The 19,357-nt window shown below is 45.2% G+C and carries 15 protein-coding genes and 1 pseudogene; 13 read left to right on the top strand and 3 right to left on the bottom strand.

The genetic code is table 11. From position 1 onward, the window contains the following. Window positions 1-474: pseudogene (locus SPADD19_RS12820) on the bottom strand (oligoendopeptidase F); the annotation flags it as partial. A 155-nt stretch (window positions 475-629) separates the two neighbouring features. Between SPADD19_RS12820 and SPADD19_RS07465 the strand changes: the two are divergent. The 10 genes from SPADD19_RS07465 (at window position 630) to SPADD19_RS07420 (ending at window position 12,747) form a co-directional block, all read left to right on the top strand. After that, window positions 630-1,913: a DUF6287 domain-containing protein gene (locus tag SPADD19_RS07465; RefSeq protein WP_061455679.1), complete on the top strand. Its 1,284-nt coding sequence runs from the start codon at window positions 630-632 to the stop codon at window positions 1,911-1,913. Between the two features lie 17 nt (window positions 1,914-1,930). Next, a complete protein-coding gene (locus tag SPADD19_RS07460; RefSeq protein ID WP_061455678.1) occupies window positions 1,931-2,668 on the top strand; it encodes a hypothetical protein in 738 nt (245 codons plus the stop codon). A gap of 734 nt (window positions 2,669-3,402) precedes the next feature. Continuing rightward, window positions 3,403-5,625, top strand: a complete 2,223-nt coding sequence (gene pnp, locus SPADD19_RS07455; RefSeq protein ID WP_061455677.1) for a polyribonucleotide nucleotidyltransferase — start codon at window positions 3,403-3,405, stop codon at window positions 5,623-5,625. A gap of 24 nt (window positions 5,626-5,649) precedes the next feature. Then, complete coding sequence (cysE, locus tag SPADD19_RS07450; RefSeq protein WP_003018264.1) at window positions 5,650-6,267, top strand: serine O-acetyltransferase; 618 nt, start codon at window positions 5,650-5,652, stop codon at window positions 6,265-6,267. A gap of 12 nt (window positions 6,268-6,279) precedes the next feature. Next, window positions 6,280-7,146, top strand: coding sequence for a GNAT family N-acetyltransferase (locus SPADD19_RS07445; RefSeq protein ID WP_061455676.1), 867 nt, complete (start codon window positions 6,280-6,282; stop codon window positions 7,144-7,146). A 20-nt stretch (window positions 7,147-7,166) separates the two neighbouring features. Continuing rightward, a complete protein-coding gene (gene cysS, locus SPADD19_RS07440; protein WP_003004399.1) occupies window positions 7,167-8,510 on the top strand; it encodes a cysteine--tRNA ligase in 1,344 nt (447 codons plus the stop codon). Beyond that, window positions 8,503-8,901: a Mini-ribonuclease 3 gene (locus tag SPADD19_RS07435; protein WP_003004765.1), complete on the top strand. Its 399-nt coding sequence runs from the start codon at window positions 8,503-8,505 to the stop codon at window positions 8,899-8,901. Before cysS ends, SPADD19_RS07435 begins: the two co-directional genes overlap by 8 nt. Further along, a complete protein-coding gene (locus SPADD19_RS07430; RefSeq protein ID WP_061455675.1) occupies window positions 8,898-9,758 on the top strand; it encodes a helix-turn-helix domain-containing protein in 861 nt (286 codons plus the stop codon). Before SPADD19_RS07435 ends, SPADD19_RS07430 begins: the two co-directional genes overlap by 4 nt. Window positions 9,759-9,882: 124 nt before the next feature. Next, window positions 9,883-11,013: an ABC transporter ATP-binding protein gene (locus SPADD19_RS07425; protein ID WP_061455674.1), complete on the top strand. Its 1,131-nt coding sequence runs from the start codon at window positions 9,883-9,885 to the stop codon at window positions 11,011-11,013. Between the two features lie 66 nt (window positions 11,014-11,079). Then, window positions 11,080-12,747 carry an alpha-glucosidase gene (locus SPADD19_RS07420; RefSeq protein WP_061455673.1) on the top strand — a complete coding sequence of 556 codons (1,668 nt, stop codon included), beginning with the start codon at window positions 11,080-11,082 and terminating at the stop codon, window positions 12,745-12,747. A gap of 327 nt (window positions 12,748-13,074) precedes the next feature. Here the strand turns inward: SPADD19_RS07420 and SPADD19_RS07415 are convergent, their stop codons facing one another. Next, window positions 13,075-16,296 (bottom strand): LPXTG-anchored zinc carboxypeptidase, encoded by a 3,222-nt coding sequence (locus SPADD19_RS07415; RefSeq protein ID WP_061455672.1) that lies wholly within the window; start codon window positions 16,294-16,296, stop codon window positions 13,075-13,077. A 114-nt stretch (window positions 16,297-16,410) separates the two neighbouring features. Further along, the gene (locus SPADD19_RS07410; protein WP_061455671.1) at window positions 16,411-17,373 is read right to left on the bottom strand and encodes an aromatic acid exporter family protein; all 963 of its coding nucleotides are present in this window, start codon (window positions 17,371-17,373) and stop codon (window positions 16,411-16,413) included. Between the two features lie 96 nt (window positions 17,374-17,469). Between SPADD19_RS07410 and rlmB the strand changes: the two genes are divergently transcribed. The 3 genes from rlmB to SPADD19_RS07395 all read left to right on the top strand — a co-directional run. Beyond that, window positions 17,470-18,198 (top strand): 23S rRNA (guanosine(2251)-2'-O)-methyltransferase RlmB, encoded by a 729-nt coding sequence (rlmB, locus tag SPADD19_RS07405; RefSeq protein WP_003010074.1) that lies wholly within the window; start codon window positions 17,470-17,472, stop codon window positions 18,196-18,198. Window positions 18,199-18,216: 18 nt separating this feature from the next. Next, entirely contained in the window at window positions 18,217-18,729 is a 513-nt protein-coding gene (locus tag SPADD19_RS07400) for an NYN domain-containing protein (RefSeq protein WP_061455670.1), read from the top strand. Further along, window positions 18,729-19,357 (top strand): DegV family protein (locus tag SPADD19_RS07395; RefSeq protein WP_061455765.1); only part of this gene is annotated, 629 nt, incomplete at its 3' end. The genes SPADD19_RS07400 and SPADD19_RS07395, both read left to right, overlap by 1 nt.

The raw sequence follows: 19,357 nt of genomic DNA, 5'->3' as shown, positions 1-19,357 counted from the left end.
ACCCAGGTTGGTCAAGGTCTTTTCCACATCAGCTCCTAAGTAGTGGGCTTTTTTGATTTTAGCCTGACGAATGGCAAAAGTGAGGTGAGGGAGTTGTCCCAGGCGTTCTAGGACTTCTTCATCTGCTTCGACCAAAGCATCGTCAAAGAAGGAAAGTTCAACGCTTGCCCAAGTTTCGAAATCCATCCCCGCTTGAGCAATCTCTGCAAAAGCTTCGTCGCCAAAATCAGTGGTTTGTGGCATAAAACTGTAGTTACCGATATGGCTGAGTTGGATCTGAATTTGTTCAAAGATCGCAAAGGCGGCTTCAAAGTCTTCAAAAGTGTGGAGCTTGCCCTTGTAGTTACGGACAAATTCATTAATTTCCTCGCGCGTTTTTTCAATGGCACGCAAGAAGTCTTCCTGGTCTTGATAGAGGGCTGTGAGGTCCCAGAGTTCGTTCTCAGGAAATTCAGAACGTTTTTTTAATTCCATAGTGTTCTCCTTTTGATCAAATAACTATACTAAGTATAGCAGAAAAAAGGGCAGAAACATAGAGGGAGAGGGGAAAATGCTTGTGTAAAAATCTTGAAAAGAGCTGGAAAAATTGACCATTTTTGATATACTAGGATAGATATGAGGAGGTTTTTATGAAAAAGGTTATGATTTCACTACTAGCAGGTGCATCCGTTCTATCTCTGGTGGCTTGCTCCCCCAAACGCTACGAACGTCAAAGTAAACCAAAGACAGCAACGTCATCAACTGTTAAAAAAGAAAAGAAGGATACCGGTCAACAGTATTATCAAGGGGTTTTGGAGCGGTATGCTAAGTATGATACAGCTCTTAAAAATGGCGATAAAACAGGCCTCTTTGAGGAATTAGGGAAATTACAATCGGGTTCAGAAGAAAATATCTATCTGGATGCCTTGGAACGCTTGGGAACTCCGGTGACTTTTCAGTATGCTTTTACAGACTTGAACCAAGATGGTGTGGATGAGCTCTTGGTGTCTAATCAATACACTGGAAACAAACAGTATGTTTCTGCTATCTATTACCTCAAAGATCAAAAACCTGAATTGCTCCATACAGCTTATACAGCTGCGGTGGGTGGTTATCGCTCCAGCCTAGACCTTTTTGATAATGGGCAAATTGTCTACGCCACTTGGCAATCTGTGAGCCCAGACCGGGAATTGACCCTTTATTCGCTAGGAAAAGGGGAAGCCAAGGAAGAAAAGAGAGCAACCATTCAAATTGGTGGGGATCAAACAGCAGAACAAGCTCTTGGGATTTCAGCCAAGAAATTGGACCTTAGTAAGCTGGACTGGAAAACGTTTGATGGTTCAGGGGATTCAAAATCAACAGCAAAAGCAGAAGAGAAAAAATCAGAAAGCTTCCAAGTGCAAGTCAGTGTGTCGGATCTTCGTATTCGAAAAGAACCATCTACTTCAGCTCCATCTGCAGGAATGATCGCAAAAGGAACTCACACCATTACGGAAACAGTGGATGCGGATGGTCATACTTGGGGCAAATTGGAATCTGGACAAGGCTGGATTGCCCTTGACTATACAACGCGCGTGGATGGAAATGCCGAATCAGCTCCTGCCCCTGCCAAAACAAGCACTGGGATGAATCTGGATGAAATCAAAGCTGGAAATTTCTCAAGTGTAGCGGGAGTTTGGAAAAATAAGTACGGTACGAGTATTGAGTTTGATGCGCAAGGAATTGTGAAGGTCAATGGTAGTGCTGTTAATGGTGTTCAATTTTCTGGTTTCTACTTCAAGGAGGGTAATCTACACGGAGTTAGTCGGATGCCTGGGGCAACGAATGACACGCCTATTCTTTTCATTCCTTCAAGAGAAGGTGGCAGTGAATCCATTTACTGGAGTAAGAGTGATGCTACGAATGGGAACGATTTGTACTACCGTGTGAACTAAAAAATAAGGATACAAACATGAAAAAAATTGGAACATATTTACTAGCTGGAGCCCTCTTGCTTTCCCTAGCAGCTTGCGCACCAAAACGCTATGAGCGTAAGCACAGCCCGGTGGGGGCTTCATCGGTCAAAAAATCATCTGACAAAGCCCGAGAAAAAGAGCAAACAGAAGAAACTAAGTCAGATGAACATGATAAAGAAGCCATTGGGACCTTGTCAAAAGCAGACCAAGCGGATATCTATTCGATCATTGAAAACAGTGCGTCTTTGACCTATTCACTTCAGGTGCAACCGACTCGCTTGCTAGAGTTGAACAATGATCACGGTGCGGTTGATGGTTACCCACAAGACATGTTCATTGATTACTACAATACCTACACGCCAGAAACCTATAATTTGCAAGATGTCATTGATAAATTGAATGCAGAAGAGACATCGGACTCTATACGTAGCCTTTCACAAGACCAGCTGATCCAACTAACAAACGAAAAGAAAGACGGCTGGATCTATTCGACAAAAGACAAGGCCTTCTACGAAATTGTACCTGGCGGTCGTGGCGGAGCGATGCCACCGATGGAAATCCCTTCACCAGATGAATGGGTAATCAATGAAGATTCAGTTGAAGTGACAACTACTATCCAAGGAACTTCCGATCCATACAGACGTTTTGTCTTGAAACGCAACAACAAGAATTACAAGGGTGGAACCCACAAAATACGCTTTTATGTCGACAGCACTGAATTCGTGAAATCGTAAAAATAATCAAAAGCTATATCTAGCTCTAAAATTTTTATATAGAACTTGCTGAAGATTCACAGAAAAAGGCCCTCAAAGCCTTTTTCTTTTGGGCTTGAATATGTTAAAATAAAAGGTATACGTGCTTGGATACAAAGATGAGGATATAACAAATAGATGGGCTGTCGAAATTCCTATCTCGTTGAGTTGGGTGGCCTTGGTATCTTGAGTAATTGAATTTTGGCCTCATTTCTCAGGAAAAAAGATAAGCTTCCTAGCACTCATCGAGTGCGGCGTCACCTTCCTATTTTTCTACAGAAATGTTCGGCAAACCGAACCGTCCAAAATATCTTGAGTAATTGAACCCGCCTACAACTCTGTGGAAAAAGATAAATCTACCTAGGAGCGTTCGCTCCGTCGTTCGATTTCCTATTTTCCTTTGAGTTGCTTAACGGCTTTAGTATCTTGATAGTTGAACACGGGCTAAATCCCTAGTGAAAAAGATAGATTTCCTGGTGTGCGTGGCACACTGCGTCAATCTCCTATTTTCATACGGGATTCTACACGCCCTTTGTATCCTGATGAACTGAATTTTGGCCTCATTTCTTAGGAAAAAAGATAAGCTTCCTAGCACTCATCGAGTGCGGCGTCACCTTCCTATTTTTCTACAGAAATGTTCGGCAAGCCGAACCGTCCAAAATATCTTGATCTTTGTAGGCAAGTCGTATAATTTTATCAATCCAAAGGGGATTACAATGACAAAACAAGTGTTTCAAACGACTTTTGCGGGTCGTGAGTTAATCGTAGAGACTGGTCAGGTTGCTAAGCAAGCAAATGGCTCTGTTGTCGTGCGTTATGGGGAGTCAACTGTCTTGACGGCAGCTGTCATGTCTAAGAAAATGGCAACTGGGGATTTCTTCCCACTTCAAGTCAACTACGAAGAAAAAATGTATGCGGCTGGGAAATTTCCTGGTGGCTTTATGAAACGTGAAGGACGTCCTTCAACAGACGCGACTTTGACAGCGCGTTTGATTGACCGTCCGATCCGTCCTATGTTTGCGGAAGGTTTCCGTAATGAAGTGCAAGTCATTAACACAGTCCTTTCTTACGATGAAAATGCATCAGCACCAATGGCAGCTATGTTCGGTTCATCATTGGCCTTGTCTATTTCAGATATTCCATTTGACGGACCAATCGCTGGGGTCCAAGTGGGCTATGTTGACGGGGAAATCATCATCAACCCAACGCAAGAACAAGCAGAGCGCTCTCTTCTTGAATTGACAGTAGCTGGTACTAAACACGCTATCAACATGGTAGAGTCTGGTGCCAAAGAATTGTCAGAAGAAATCATGTTGGAAGCTCTTCTCAAAGGGCACGAAGCCGTTAAAGAATTGATTGCCTTCCAAGAAGAAATCGTTGCGGCAGTTGGGAAAGAAAAAGCAGAAGTTGAATTGCTTCATGTAGATGCTGACTTGCAGGCTGAAATCATCGCAGCATACAACAGCGACCTTCAAAAAGCGGTTCAAGTAGAAGAAAAATTGGCTCGTGAAGCTGCGACTCAAGCAGTCAAAGACCAAGTCACAGCAGTTTACGAAGAAAAATATGCAGACCACGAAGAGTTTGATCGCATCATTCGGGACGTGGCTGAAATCTTGGAACAAATGGAACACGCAGAAGTGCGCCGTTTGATCACAGAAGACAAGGTTCGTCCGGATGGTCGTAAGGTCGATGAAATCCGTCCTTTGGATGCACAAGTTGACTATCTTCCTCGTGTGCACGGTTCAGGTCTCTTTACGCGTGGACAAACGCAAGCCCTTTCTGTCTTGACCTTGGCACCAATGGGTGAAACGCAAATCATCGATGGTTTGGATCCTGAGTATAAGAAACGCTTTATGCACCACTACAACTTCCCACAATACTCTGTAGGGGAAACAGGTCGTTACGGTGCGCCTGGTCGTCGTGAAATTGGTCACGGTGCTCTCGGTGAACGTGCCCTTTCCCAAGTATTGCCAAGCTTGGAAGAATTCCCATACGCCATCCGTTTGGTAGCAGAAGTATTGGAATCAAATGGTTCTTCATCTCAAGCATCTATCTGTGCGGGAACACTTGCCCTTATGGCTGGTGGTGTGCCAATCAAGGCGCCAGTAGCAGGTATTGCCATGGGTCTCATTTCAGATGGAAGCAACTACACAGTATTGACAGATATCCAAGGTTTGGAAGACCACTTTGGAGATATGGACTTTAAGGTTGCAGGAACTCGTGACGGAATTACAGCCCTTCAAATGGATATCAAGATCCAAGGGATCACTGCAGAAATCTTGACTGAAGCGCTTGCTCAAGCCAAGAAAGCTCGTTTTGAAATCCTTGACGTGATTCAAGCAACCATTCCAGAAGTTCGTCCAGAATTGGCGCCAACTGCTCCGAAAATTGATACCATTAAGATTGATGTGGACAAGATTAAGATTGTCATCGGTAAAGGTGGAGAAACCATCGATAAGATCATCGCTGAAACAGGCGTTAAGATTGATATCGACGAAGAAGGTAACGTATCGATCTACTCGAGCGACCAAGATGCCATCAACCGTGCTAAGGAAATCATTGCTGGTTTGGTTCGTGAAGCGAAAGTGGATGAAGTCTACCATGCCAAAGTGGTTCGGATCGAGAAATTTGGTGCTTTTGTCAACCTCTTTGACAAGACGGATGCCCTCGTTCATATCTCTGAAATGGCTTGGACGCGCACCAACCGTGTCGAAGACTTGGTAGCCATCGGTGATGAAGTCGATGTGAAGATTATCAAGATTGACGAAAAAGGTCGTGTCGATGCTTCTATGAAGGCACTATTGCCACGTCCGCCAAAACCTGAACATTCAGAAGAAAAAGGTGAAAAGGGTCCTCGTCATGGCGATCGTCCTCGTCACCACAATAAAGACCACAAACCTAAAAAAGACTTTACCATTACACAAAAAGATTCAGAATAAGCATTAGAAAAGGAGGAGCACGGTATGGGATGGTGGCGTGAAACCATCAATATTGTAAAAGAAAATGACCCAGCAGCGCGTACCTCGCTGGAGGTCCTTTTGACCTATCCGGGAGTCAAAGCACTGGCAGCTCACCGTGTTTCCCACTTTTTGTGGAACCATGGTTTTAAGCTCTTGGCGCGGATGCACAGCCAATTCTGGCGTTTTTGGACCCAGATTGAGATCCATCCAGGTGCGACCATTGCTTCTGGTGTCTTTATCGACCATGGAGCGGGCCTCGTTATCGGGGAAACAGCCATTGTTGAAAAAGGCGTTATGCTCTACCATGGGGTGACCCTTGGGGGAACAGGAAAGGATGTCGGCAAACGCCATCCAACGGTACGTGAAGGAGCCTTGGTCTCCGCCCATGCCCAAGTCATCGGCCCGGTGGAAATCGGAGCCAAGGCCAAGGTCGGAGCAGGAGCTGTCGTCGTCTCAGATGTACCAAGTGATGTGACCGTTGTCGGTGTTCCTGCCAAGATTGTGCGGGTGCACGGTCGAAAAGACGAACCAGTCATTCACCAAGAAGAAGAAAAACGTGAATACTACATGAACAAGCTGGAGCATGCTAAGGAAGCTAGCCATCGGTCTTCGAGCTTGTAAGGAGATCGCTACGTGATTCAATCAACCAATACATTGAATGACCACCAACTACTGGAAGCAAAGGCCCTTATTGCAGTCTGTCAGAAATATGACGGAACTTTTCGAGATCCTTATCTCTCCAATATGCTTAATTTTGATCCCGATATGCCCGCCTTTTTCCTTTATTATGAAAAAGGTGAACTTGTTGGCCTACTAACTATCTATGCGGATGATCAAGATGTGGATGTGGCGATCCTGGTCCATCCCAATTATCGTCGTCAGGGAATTGCGCGTGCTTTGTATGAAAGTTTTGAGAAAGAAACGGCATCTTATCCAATTGAGTCTGTGACTTTTCAGACAGAGCGTATTTTTCTAGAGAATCATCCTGATTTTGCCAGCAATTGGGGACTGGTTGAGGATGACGAAACAGAAACCTGGTTAGGACGTGATCGAACCGCTTATGCATTAGATTCCCGTTCGGATGTCGATGTGCTCTTGGCAGAACCTTCTTATCTTGAAACCATTGCCCAGCTCCACCACCAAACCTTTTCAGATGAAGTGGAAGCACCGGAAGTGAGCCACAGATACATTTCTGAGGCCTTGAAGGATCCTGATAGTCTGCTGTACATATTACTCAAAGAAGGTCAAGTGATTGGCGTTTGTACGGTCGATGTATCTGGAAAATGCAATTACCTTTATGGACTTGCGATTGCTGAAGTCTATCGTGGGCAAGGTTACGGAAGCTATCTAGCAAAATCCCTCGTCAACCAACTCATTGAGCAAAATGATAAGGAATTTCAGATTGCAGTAGAAGATAGCAATGTAGGTGCCAAACGCTTGTATGAAAAGATTGGCTTTATCAAACAGACTCAGGTGGTTTACTTGAAGCCAAAAGAGTAGAAACAGAAAGGAAATGAAGCGTGTTAAAAATTTATGATACTATGTCTCGTGATTTGCGAGAATTTATCCCCATCGAGGAAGGAAAGGTCCGCATGTATGTTTGTGGGCCAACGGTTTACAACTATATCCACGTAGGGAATGCCCGCTCAACAGTGGCCTTTGACACGATTCGTCGCTACTTTGAGTATCGTGGCTACGAAGTTGCCTACATTTCCAACTTTACAGATGTGGATGATAAGATCATCAACCGTGCCAAAGAAGAAGGCATCACACCTCAGGAAGTGGCAGACAAGTACATTGCGGCCTTCCGTGAGGATGTGACGGCTCTTGGCGTGAAACCTGCAACTCGCCACCCTCGTGTGGTTGAGTTTATGGATGACATCATTCGTTTTGTCGCTGACTTGATCGAAAAAGGCTATGCCTATGAGAGCCAAGGCGATGTTTATTTCCGTGTGGAAAAATCCCACAACTATGCAAAATTAGCCAACAAAACTCTAGAAGACTTAGAGCTAGGAGCTTCTGGTCGGACAGATGAGGAAACAGCTCGCAAGGAAAATCCAGTCGACTTTGCCCTTTGGAAAGCTGCCAAACCAGGTGAGATTTCTTGGGACAGTCCTTGGGGACCTGGTCGTCCGGGTTGGCACATCGAGTGTTCGGTCATGTCAACGGGGATTTTAGGGGATACTATTGATATCCACGGTGGTGGAGCTGACCTTGAGTTTCCGCATCATACCAACGAAATTGCTCAGTCTGAAGCTAAAACAGGCAAGACTTTTGCCAATTACTGGATGCACAATGGCTTTGTCAATATTGATAATGTCAAGATGTCCAAGTCCTTAGGCAACTTTATCACTGTGCATGATGCATTGAAGACTATCGACGGCCAAGTGCTTCGCTTCTTCTTTGCGACCCAGCACTACCGCAAGCCCATTAACTTCACAGAAAAAGCAGTGCGCGATGCGGAGACCAACCTCAAGTATTTGAAAAACACCTATGAGCAACCGTTCACAGGAGAAGTGGATCCAGCAGACTTGCAAGGCTTTGTGGATAAGTTTATCGTGGCGATGGATGAAGATATCAATGCAGCGAACGGCATCACCGTCGTCTTTGAATTGGCTAAATGGATCAATTCAGGTCACTATAATCAAGACGTCAAGGATGCCTTGACCAAGATGTTAGAAGTCTTTGGAGTGGTCTTTGTCGAAGAAGTCTTGGATGCAGATATTGAAGCCTTGATCGCTGAACGTCAGGAAGCGCGGGCTAAGAAAGATTTTGCGCGAGCAGATGCCATTCGCGATGAATTGGCTGCGCAAGGAATCAAGCTCTTGGATACAAAAGAAGGTGTAAGGTGGACACGTGATTGATGTCAATCTAATCAATGGAATTGCCCTTGCCTTTGAGGGAGATGCGGTCTATTCCATGTATATTCGCAGACACTTGATTTTTCAAGGGATGACCAAGCCCAATAAGCTTCACCAGGCTGCCACCCGCTATGTCTCTGCTAGGGCTCAAGCCAGCTTGATTGAAAGCATGCTGGAGCAAGAAATTCTGACGGAAAAAGAGTTGGAGATCTACAAGCGCGGTCGCAATACCAATAGTCATACCAAGGCCAAAAATGCGGATGTCGTGACCTATCGGATGTCGACAGGCTTTGAGGCTGTCATGGGCTATCTCCATATGACGGGGGAGCTCTCTCGTCTAGAAGAGCTGATTGACTGGTGCATCCAGCAAGTAGAAGAAGGAAGAAAGCAGTGAAAAATATCAGAGAGTGGTTTCCTCATGCAGAGGTGACGGATCAAGCCAATCCACCAGCTGGTTATGTAGCCGTTCCCCTTCAGGCTCATCAATGGTTGCTGCTGAAGGAAGAAGAGCTAACCGAGCGAGAAAAACAATTGATTTCCTGGTTGGGCGGTGAAGAAGAGGTTGCCCCTAATCCTTGGTACCAATACCTGATCGATGGAAAGGGAGAAGCCCCTCAAGTCATCAAAAAAATGCAGCTCGTCTATTGCCACATCTCGCATTCAACAGCGGAAGGGACAGCTTCTTGGTTAGAGATGATGCAGACACTCTTGCCCAACTTCCGAGCAACCTTGCAACTGAGTGGGCAGGACTATGTGCTCATTCTGGACCAAGACCAGTCTTTGCCTGTGGCCGATATCTTAAAAGATACCGTCTCTGCCATGGAGTATGACTTCAATATTCGTTTATCTATCCTGGTCGGGCAAGTATGGACCGAGTCTAAAGACGGGAAAGTGTCTCCTGTCATCCGAGCAGAACAGGCGGTCTTTCGAGCTTGGATTCGAGAAGGCCATCAAGGTGTCTATCGCTTTTCTCAACTCTATCTGTGGGGAATCGAGCAGGTAGATTTGGATCTCACTCCAATCAAGGCAAGCTTGCATCAGTTGATTGAAAGTCAAGATCAATTGCAAGATATCATTGTTGCTCTTTGGGACAATGGGGCAGTCGTCACCAAGGCCGCCCAGCAACTCTATCTCCACCGTAATTCGCTCCAATACAAGATTGACAAGTGGGAGGAGTTGACTGGGCTTCAGTTGAAAAATCTGACAGATCTAGCCCTGTGCTATCATTTAGTCTTACAAGATGTGATTTAAACGGAATCAATCCAGAGTTTTGTGCAACTTGCACAAAACTCTTTTTCTTTTTTGTGAGACTTGCCATAGATTTGTAAAACGTTTTCATTTACAATAGAACTATAAAAATCAAAGGAGTACCATCATGGTAGAATTGAATCTTAATCACATTTATAAAAAATATCCAAATAGCGAACACTACTCAGTTGAAGACTTCAACTTGGACATCAAAGACAAAGAATTTATCGTTTTCGTAGGTCCTTCAGGATGTGGTAAATCAACTACTCTTCGTATGATCGCTGGTCTTGAAGACATCACAGAAGGTGAATGTTCAATCGATGGCACTGTTGTAAACAACGTGGCACCTAAAGACCGTGATATTGCCATGGTATTCCAAAACTACGCTCTTTACCCACACATGACTGTGTACGATAACATGGCATTTGGTTTGAAATTGCGTAAATACAGCAAGGAAGATATCGACAAACGTGTACAAGAAGCAGCTGAAATCCTTGGCTTGAAAGAATTCTTGGATCGTAAACCAGCTGACCTTTCTGGTGGTCAACGTCAACGTGTGGCTATGGGACGTGCGATTGTCCGTGATGCAAAAGTATTCTTGATGGACGAACCTTTGTCAAACTTGGATGCTAAACTTCGTGTATCCATGCGTGCTGAAATTGCGAAAATCCACCGTCGTATCGGAGCTACAACAATCTACGTAACTCACGACCAAACAGAAGCGATGACACTTGCTGACCGTATCGTTATCATGTCTGCTACTAAAAACCCAGCTGGTACAGGTACTATCGGACGTGTAGAACAAATCGGTACTCCGCAAGAAGTGTATAAGAACCCTGTGAATAAATTCGTAGCTGGATTCATCGGAAGCCCTGCTATGAACTTCATTAACGTGAAATTGGAAGGTGGACACATCGTTGCCAATGGATTGAACTTGAAAGTTCCAGAAGGTGCTTTGAAAGTCTTGAAAGAAAAAGGCTATGATGGTAAAGAATTGATCTTTGGTATCCGTCCAGAAGACGTGAATACAGAAGCTGCTTTCCTTGAAACATTCCCAGAATCAGTCGTGAAAGCAACCATCTCTGTATCTGAGTTGCTTGGTTCAGAATCTCACTTGTACTGCCAAGTTGGTGACAACGAATTCATCGCTAAAGTGGATGCGCGTGACTACCTTGGAACTGGTGCAACCATCGAACTTGGATTTGACTTGAACAAAGCTCACTTCTTCGACAAAGAAACTGAAAAAACAGTATACTAATACCTACTGAAACTGTAGAGACTGAGACGATATGTCTCAGTTTCTTTCATTTTAAGGAGACAAAACATGGAAAAAGACTGGTGGAAGGGGAAGGTCGCTTATCAGATCTACCCAAAAAGCTTCAAAGACAGCAATGGAGATGGTGTTGGGGACTTAAAAGGGATCACGGAGAAACTCGATTACCTTCAAGACTTGGGGATTGATATCCTCTGGTTATCGCCTATTTACAAGAGTCCGTTTATTGACCAGGGCTATGATATTTCTGACTATTATGCCATTGATCCTATTTTTGGAACGATGGAAGATATGGAGGAGCTGATTGCGGAAGGTAAGAAACGGGGCATTTCCATCATCATGGACTTGGTGGTCAACCACTGCTCCAGTCATCACGAGTGGTTCCAAAAAGCTCTAGCGGATCCAGATGGTCCTTATGCGGATTACTTTTATTTCATCGAAAGTGACAAGGAACCCAACAACTGGGAAAGTTACTTTGGAGGCAGTGTCTGGGAACCCGTTCCTGGCACCAACAAATACTATCTCCATTCTTTCCACAAGGATCAGCCGGATCTCAATTGGCAAAATCCTGTCTTACGCGAAGAGATTTACAAGATGATCAATTGGTGGTTGGACAAGGGAATTGCAGGCTTCCGGATCGATGCTATTATCAACATTAAAAAAGATCTAGAATGGCGTTCGCTTCCGTCTGATCGTGACAATGGCTTGGTCCCAGTACCGGAGTCTCTGGTCAATGCGCAACCGATTGAACCTTTCTTGCAAGAGTTAAAGGAGAGGACCTTCGCCAAGTACAATGCCTTCACAGTAGGGGAAGTTTTCAATGAAACCGACGAAGAATTGCATTTCTTCATTGGAAAAGATGGTGTCTTCTCTTCCATCTTTGACTTCAAACAAACCATGCTGGGTCAGGAAGGAAAAGGCTGGTTCGATCATGCTCTTCCAACTGCAGATGAACTCAAGGAAAGTATTTTCCAAGCGCATGAGCGCGCGGATAGCATTGGGGTGCTCTCGACCATCATTGAAAACCACGACGAACCTCGTGGTGTGTCCCACTATATCGCAGAAGGTCCGGTAAACGATACCAGTAAAAAGGCCTTAGGAACCATTCAAATCTTGCGCAAGGGAATTCCATTTATCTACCAAGGTCAAGAAATTGGAATGGAAAACCAAGTCTTTGAATCGGTGGAGGATTTTGATGATATCGCGACCATCAATGGCTACCATGTGGCGAAAGAAGCTGGTTTGACCGAGGAAGAAGCCTTGGCCTCGATTGCCAAATACAGCCGGGACAATGCACGGACACCCATGCAATGGTCGGCAGAGCCAGGATTGGGCTTTAGCGATGGACCAGTCTGGTTGATCAGTCCCAAACCAAATGCTGCCATCAATGTGGAAGACCAGGAAAAGGATCCAAATTCCATCTTGAATTACTATCGCCAGTTGACGGCCTTGTATCGCCATCCCCTCTATGGAAATACCATCCGGTTTGGAGATATGATCCCAGCGTATCGGGACCGTGAAAACATCATCGCCTTTGAACGCCGTGGGGACAAACGTCTCTTGGTTGTCAGCAATTTCCAAAATCGCCAGGCCACCTTGGAGTTGCCAGCTCCGATTAAAACGGTCGTTTTAAATAATACAGCAGGATTATTCCAAGAAGGAGACCAAGTGCTCGAATTGACCCCTTACCAAACTGTTGTGTTGGAATTGGTGGAATAAGGAGAAACTTTGCATCAGTATTAGGATTTAATGTAGAATAGTATTTTCATTAAATATTCTGGAGAAATTAATAAAAGTTTTCTATACTTTAGAATCAATCAAGTATAAACTGAAACTTTCCGCTGTGAGAAAAGTGTTTGAAACATTATTGTTTCAAACACTCGGGAGTTTTGAGACCTTAGGCTCAAAACTAAGTCATGGAACTTCGAAGAAGTTCGCTGACGTCCGTACTCACCTAAGGAAAGTTTTGAAAGATATTTTATCTCCAAAAAGAACCTTCGCGTCTGCGAAGGTTCTTTTCATGTCATCCAAGTCTAAACCTGGAACTTACTCAACTTCTTTCTTTTTCAAGAGGAGGAAGCCTCCGCTAACGGCTAGCAAGAAGCCTGAAAGAATGAAGTGTGCGGTTGTGTCTTCTCCAGTTTGTGGCAATTGTGCCTTAGCTGGACTTTCTTGGAAGCTTTGTCCTACTTGGTAAGTCAAGGCTTGCACGCTTTCTTCATTTTTTGTTGTCATTTCTTTTTGTGGAAGGAGCACTTTAGGAGTATCCTTCTTGGCTAAGATTGGCTGTGGATTGCTTGTTTGGTTATGAATTGGAACGACCACTTGATCTGGTTCTTTAGCTGGAACGTAATCCATCAAGCTTGCCAACTTGCTGCCAAAGATCGCATTGGTTACCCAGCGGAAGAAGTGGACAGGGTGTTGACGGTTGGTTGGATTTCCTGCATAGACAAAGAGTGGTTGTCCCATCAGTTCTCCAGAGATGGCCATGACTTTGTTAGCCAGAACATCATTATGTGGCCACCAACCTGCAATATAATAATCGCTTGGAGCGATGCTCATCAAGGTCTTGAAATGCTCTGGAACCTTTTCAATCCAGTTTCCTGAGTTGGAGTAGAAGAGGGTATTCTTCTTGTATCCGCTGGTCAATGGATCCTGATCATCAATGATCGCTTTCATCAAGCCTTCGTAGTCACTACCGCCTTTTAGTTTTTCAGCGTCAAATCCAGTAAGAACTCCCAATTTTTCCAATTTTTGCATGGCTTCCCCGCCAATGACAAGGGTTGGTTTCTTACCAAAAATGGAAGCGTCAAAGCGGTTGCTTTCCAAAATAACAACATCTGCTTCTTCTGGAGTATTGACGATTTGGAAGCCTAATTTTTCAAGGACCAGACTAGTATGAGCAGGAGCATCTACTCCGGCCCAATTATAGTGGTAGTTCGGAGAGTAGACCTTCATCGGTTTCAAGGTTGGTCCGCTTGGTACCTTGTAGAGGGCATCACCATAAATGGCATAGTTTGGTAGGAGCGAAGCAAAGGTATCGCGGTCAACGATGTAGCCATCGTCTGTTAGGTAGACAGATTTTCCTTGTGCAATAGCCTGGTTGACAGCTTTAACGGCACTGGCTGAAGTATTTGCGATCACATAGTAAGGAGCTTTTGGATCGATCTCAGAGGTACGAGTGGCGCGGGTGGTGGTGACTTCTCCTAATTTTCCGTTGAAAAGACCATCCGCAAAGACAGGTTCGGACTTAAACCCTCTCATATCTGGGAAGTTGACCAGCAGCTCTGCATACATAGCAGCCCAGGCAGATTCGTTGGAGCCCTTATAGAGAATGTGGTTGGCATAGCCACGTTTGGCTTGAGCCATGTCAATGACTAAGTCCCCTTTTTTATAGTTGCCAATATCTTCTTTGAGTTCCTTGACGAGGACACCATTGCGTTTGAAGTAGTCGATCATATTGAAGGCTTCTTGGGCATCGTTGTCTTTGTCGAGGCTCATTGGGATGACGTAGTAGTCTGGGAAGAATTTCGGACGACCATTTTTCACACGTCCAACGATTTCCCCATTTGGACCGACCAGTTCATTTTCAGCTTTTGGATCTTCGGTTTTATTGAGACCGCGCAGGTAGAAGTTGAGACGCATCTCAAGGAGACGGTCCGGATCTTGGTTGAGGAAGTCAATTCCGCCTAGGACAGCATTGCGACCTGCTTTGTAGGATTCTTCATTTCCTTCTGGAATTTCGATGGTATGGCCTAAGATACCATGGTAGACAGCATAAACCCCTGTATAGCCAGAGAAGGAGTCATCCCAGCCATCGCCCCAATCCAGTTTTGGAATGATGTAACTATTGTATTTAGAATTGGCAACTCCTGCCCGTCCCATATGATGGGCATTTTCTAGCATCAGGTCTGACAGAAGATCGTATTCGAAGTTCGGATCATGTGGTGGCGTTGCAGGTTCGATCAAGAATTCTTTGATAAAACCGTGTAAGTCGTAGAGAGCGATCGGATTCCATTTGTTGATCATTTGGATAACCGTGCGAACTTCAGGGTTGGTTTGGTAGCTGGCATCCCGGTTTGGATCGAGCCCGTTTGCTAGGGCCCGCAGGTTGAGAGCATCCCCATCTGGGTTTTCCGTGAAGTCAAATAAGAAAATGAATTTATTGAGCAAGCTTGGAATATCTAGCGTGACTGTTTTAGCATTTCCAGCTTCATCTGTGGTGTTAAAGGTCACCTTTTCCTTGGTCGCAAAGGTATTGAAGAGGCCTGTGATGATATCAATGCCTGGCTGTTCATCCGCGTGGGTGTTGTGGACTAAGACAGGTAATTTGTAATCCAAGGTCTTGTCTTTTAGTGCGGCCAGCATTTCGCTTGGCTTAGTCAAAGCTGTAGGGTTGGTACTAGACAGGTAGTGATCGATGCTGGCTTGGTCCTTGCTCACGATCCCCATCTTCATATCCCGGCCTTGGGCACTCTTTCCAAGAGTTTCCAGCTGCACTAAACGATCGGGTTTCGCTTCTTCCTTGGATTTTTCGATAGCAGCCAGCATCTCTTCATGTGTATGGTAGTCTTGGTAAGGTCGAAAAACAAGGGTTTTATTGATGGTCACACCTAAGTCTGCATTGGTCCCGACTAGTTCATGGTTGCCGATGTAGTTGCGATAAGTCCGGCGAATATTATTTGGGCTACGAAGACTGAGATCTTCACCAAAGAGATCCTGCACGTCGATGTGGAGATCTAAATCATTGCCGTTTGCAGTCTCTGTGATGGTGAGGAATGGATCCTTGCTTAGTGTTCCTGTCTCCATATCCCAAGTTTTCCACTCAGAGAGAGGCTTATTGTCTAAGGTCCAGTTGATCTTGCCAGCAGCTTGAGCTTTTTCTTGGACTTTGTCATCAATCGTACTCTTTTCAGAGAGATAAATGGTGCTATCCGCCAATCGAGTCGCTTGGTCAGAAGTCGTTGTAGCACGGTTAGTGCTTGGACTAGCGGTTGGAGCAACTTCTGTACTAGAAGCCATATCAGAAGTCGCTGCTGTTTCTGCAGAACTAGCAGGAGTTACTTCTGTGGCTGTAGCGGGACTGGCAGTATCAGCTGTCACAGGTTGCTCAGTAGCAGGTGTCGCTTCAAGGACCGTGCTTGGTTCCGCTTGAGGCGCTTCTAAGCTATCGGCTGAAGCTTGGCCATGACCGATAACGGAAAGCAAGACAGCCGCTGAGAGGCTGAGTGTTGTAGTGTACAAATGTTTCTTATACGAAGACTTCATATAGAAGACCCTCCTTAAAAAGTTATTTTCCATTTCTAGTATACCATTTTAGGAAAGCGTTTACAACAACTGCCTGAATAAAAAAGCCTTTGCATCTTGCAAGGGCTTCTTTGTCTATTCTGTCTCCTTATGAAATTGTTGGTAAAAATCAACCTTGATTTGGATAAAAGTTTCTAAGTCTCTTAAGAGTTGGAGCAAGGTGGCGCGTGTTTCGAATTCTTCACGGGTCTTGGGAAGAGGGCGTTCGCGGAAGATCGCCAAATAATGACTAATATCATCTAGAAGATCTTGGGCAGGATTTTCCTGGCTTAACTGTTGAGCCGTCTTCTTAAATAGTTGTGCCAGGATTATGCTTTCACTCGCCGCTAACTGACAGCGATTGACATTTTCTGCCATATCCCGCAGGATATCATTTTGGCGTTTGCGCATTTCGAAGTAGTGAATATGGTAGTTGGTTTGGTGAAAGAGGTGGTTGGAATGGTCCAGATAGACTAGATTCAAGGCATCCTGTAGGATGCTATCCAACTCCTTGATCAAGCGCGCATCATTGCGACCATCCCCTTTACCAAGTAATTCCGCAAAACGACCAAGGATCTTCTTTAGTTGGTCTTCGACAACATCATGGTAATGATCGATCGCATCCTGATTCGAAGGCATATAGAGATTGGCAAGCAAGGCAAAGCTGGTCCCGATTAAAAAGAGAGCAAGTTCATTGAGCAAGAGCCCCCAGGAGGTAGACTGCTCAATCAAGAGGTGGGTAACCAACACCGTACTAGGGGTGATACCGATCTGCCAGCCTAATAGGAAGGCGCAAGGAGCATAGAGAGCGATAAAGACTCCCAGTGCCCAGAGGTTGAATCCAAAAAAGGAAAAAGCGAGACTTCCGATAGCAAGGGCCAGCAAGGTCGACATAAAACGCTGGTAGGCTTGCTTGATGGTGCTGCGACGCGTATCAGAGATACTCAAGATGGCAATGACGCCAGCTGAGATGGCATAGGTCAAGCCCAGAGCATAAGCAAGGGCCGCTGCTAAACAGGTGGCCAAGGTGAGCTTGATGGTTCGTTGAAAAAGAGGCATGGCTTCCTTTCTAGTTCGGTTCGTTCATTGAGATAGATTTGATTTCATTATATCATGAATTGGCCTCTTCCTCCTTTCTTGTGGTATACTAGTTTTATGGAAAATAACGATATCGTATACGGTGTCCACGCAGTCACCGAGGCTTTACAAGCCAATACAGGCAATAAATTATATATTCAAGAAGACCTCCGAGGAAAAAATGTCGACAAGATCAAGGCCTTAGCAGCTGAGAAAAAAGTGTCGATTTCTTGGACCCCAAAGAAAACCCTGCAGGAAATGACAGAAGGAGCTGTTCACCAAGGCTTTGTTCTTCGAGTGGCAGCCTTTGCTTACACAGACTTGGCAGCGATTCTGAAGCAGACAGCCCAAGAAGAGAACCCGCTTTTATTGATTCTCGATGGTTTAACGGATCCGCACAATCTTGGATCTATCTTACGGACAGCGGATGCGACCAATGTCTCAGGAGTCATCATTCCTAAGCACCGGGCAGTCGGGGTAACCCCAGTGGTGTCAAAAACTTCTACTGGAGCAGTGGAACACATTCCCATTGCGCGTGTGACCAATCTTAGCCAAACCTTAGACAAGCTCAAGGAAGAGGGCTTCTGGATCTTTGGAACCGACATGAACGGCACGCCATCTCATCAATGGAATACGGCTGGTAAGTTAGCTTTGATCATAGGCAATGAAGGAAAAGGGATCTCAGCCAACATCAAAAAACAAGTCGATGAGATGATCACCATTCCCATGAATGGTCATGTGCAAAGCCTCAATGCCAGTGTGGCAGCAGCCATCCTTATGTATGAGGTCTTTCGCAATCGACTATAATCCTAGAAAGGCAATGATATGAAACGAAAAATCTTATTGGTTGACGGCTATAATATGATTGCCTTTTGGCAGGAGACCCGCCAGCTTTTTCAAAAAAGTGAGCTCGATGCTGCCCGCAATATCCTCCTGCAAAAACTGAGCCACTATGCTAGCTTTGAAGGAATCGAAGTCATCTGTGTCTTTGATGCCCAGTATATGCCAGGAGTGCGGCAGACCTATGAGGAGTTCAATGTTCAGGTGGTCTTTACCGGTGAGGATGAAACGGCAGATGACTATATCGAGCGCTTGGCGGCAGAGCTCAACACGCCCCTCCACCAAGTATCGGTAGCGACCAGTGACTTAAATGAGCAGTGGACCGTCTTTGCTCAAGGAGCTCTTCGAATATCTGCCAGAGAGTTAGAAAAACGGGTCGCAGTCGTCAAAGGAAACCTTAATCAGGCGCAGCGAGTGGTCAACGATCAAAAACCACCCATGCGACCACTCGATCACCAAGTATTGCGACAATTACAAGAAATGATGGGAGACAAGTAATGACATTTGCTATTTTAACCGATTCGACCGCAGATTTAGACCAGAACTGGGCCAAGGAACACCAGGTGACCATTCTTGGGTTGACCATTGAGTTAGATGGAACAGTTTACCAGACAGTTGGCGAAGGTCAATTGACCAGCCCTGAGCTTTTAGAAGCTATGAAAAATGGAGCTAAACCGACAACCAGTCAGGTCAATGTGGGCCAATTTCAGAAAACCTTTGAACAATTTGCCAAAGAAGGGAAAGACCTGCTCTATGTCGCCTTTTCATCAGTCTTATCTGGGACTTACCAGAGTGCAGTCATGGCACGAGACCTGGTTTTAGAAGACTATCCGGAAGCCGTGATCGAGATTGTCGATCCGAAGGCGGCTGGGATTGGAGAGGGTTACCTGGTCATGCGGGCAGTAGCTGCGCGTGATGCAGGTCGTTCATTAGCAGAAGCCAAGGAAGAGATCATGGACCTAGCGCCAAAACTGCGGACTTATTTCCTCGTCGATGATCTCTACCACCTCATGCGTGGAGGCCGTCTCTCAAAAAGTGCTGCGATCATGGGAAGTTTGGCCAGCATCAAACCCATTCTCTGGATAGATGCGGAAGGGAAATTAGTCCCAATTAGCAAGGTTCGGGG

Source organism: Streptococcus parasanguinis, assembly GCF_001578955.1.
In the GTDB taxonomy this organism is placed as follows: Bacteria; Bacillota; Bacilli; order Lactobacillales; family Streptococcaceae; genus Streptococcus; species Streptococcus parasanguinis_U.
Note: the sequence above shows the minus strand (reverse complement) of the source record. Positions and strands in the feature narration are given on the sequence as shown.

Bases quoted from the DNA above. Each gene is read 5' to 3' on its own strand.
- SPADD19_RS07465 (WP_061455679.1), top strand. From the start codon at position 630: ATGAAAAAGGTTATGATTTCACTACTAGCAGGTGCATCCGTTCTATCT.
- SPADD19_RS07460 (WP_061455678.1), top strand. From the start codon at position 1,931: ATGAAAAAAATTGGAACATATTTACTAGCTGGAGCCCTCTTGCTTTCC.
- pnp (WP_061455677.1), top strand. From the start codon at position 3,403: ATGACAAAACAAGTGTTTCAAACGACTTTTGCGGGTCGTGAGTTAATC.
- cysE (WP_003018264.1), top strand. From the start codon at position 5,650: ATGGGATGGTGGCGTGAAACCATCAATATTGTAAAAGAAAATGACCCA.
- SPADD19_RS07425 (WP_061455674.1), top strand. From the start codon at position 9,883: ATGGTAGAATTGAATCTTAATCACATTTATAAAAAATATCCAAATAGC.
- SPADD19_RS07420 (WP_061455673.1), top strand. From the start codon at position 11,080: ATGGAAAAAGACTGGTGGAAGGGGAAGGTCGCTTATCAGATCTACCCA.
- SPADD19_RS07415 (WP_061455672.1), bottom strand. From the start codon at position 16,296: ATGAAGTCTTCGTATAAGAAACATTTGTACACTACAACACTCAGCCTC.
- SPADD19_RS07410 (WP_061455671.1), bottom strand. From the start codon at position 17,373: ATGCCTCTTTTTCAACGAACCATCAAGCTCACCTTGGCCACCTGTTTA.
- rlmB (WP_003010074.1), top strand. From the start codon at position 17,470: ATGGAAAATAACGATATCGTATACGGTGTCCACGCAGTCACCGAGGCT.
- SPADD19_RS07400 (WP_061455670.1), top strand. From the start codon at position 18,217: ATGAAACGAAAAATCTTATTGGTTGACGGCTATAATATGATTGCCTTT.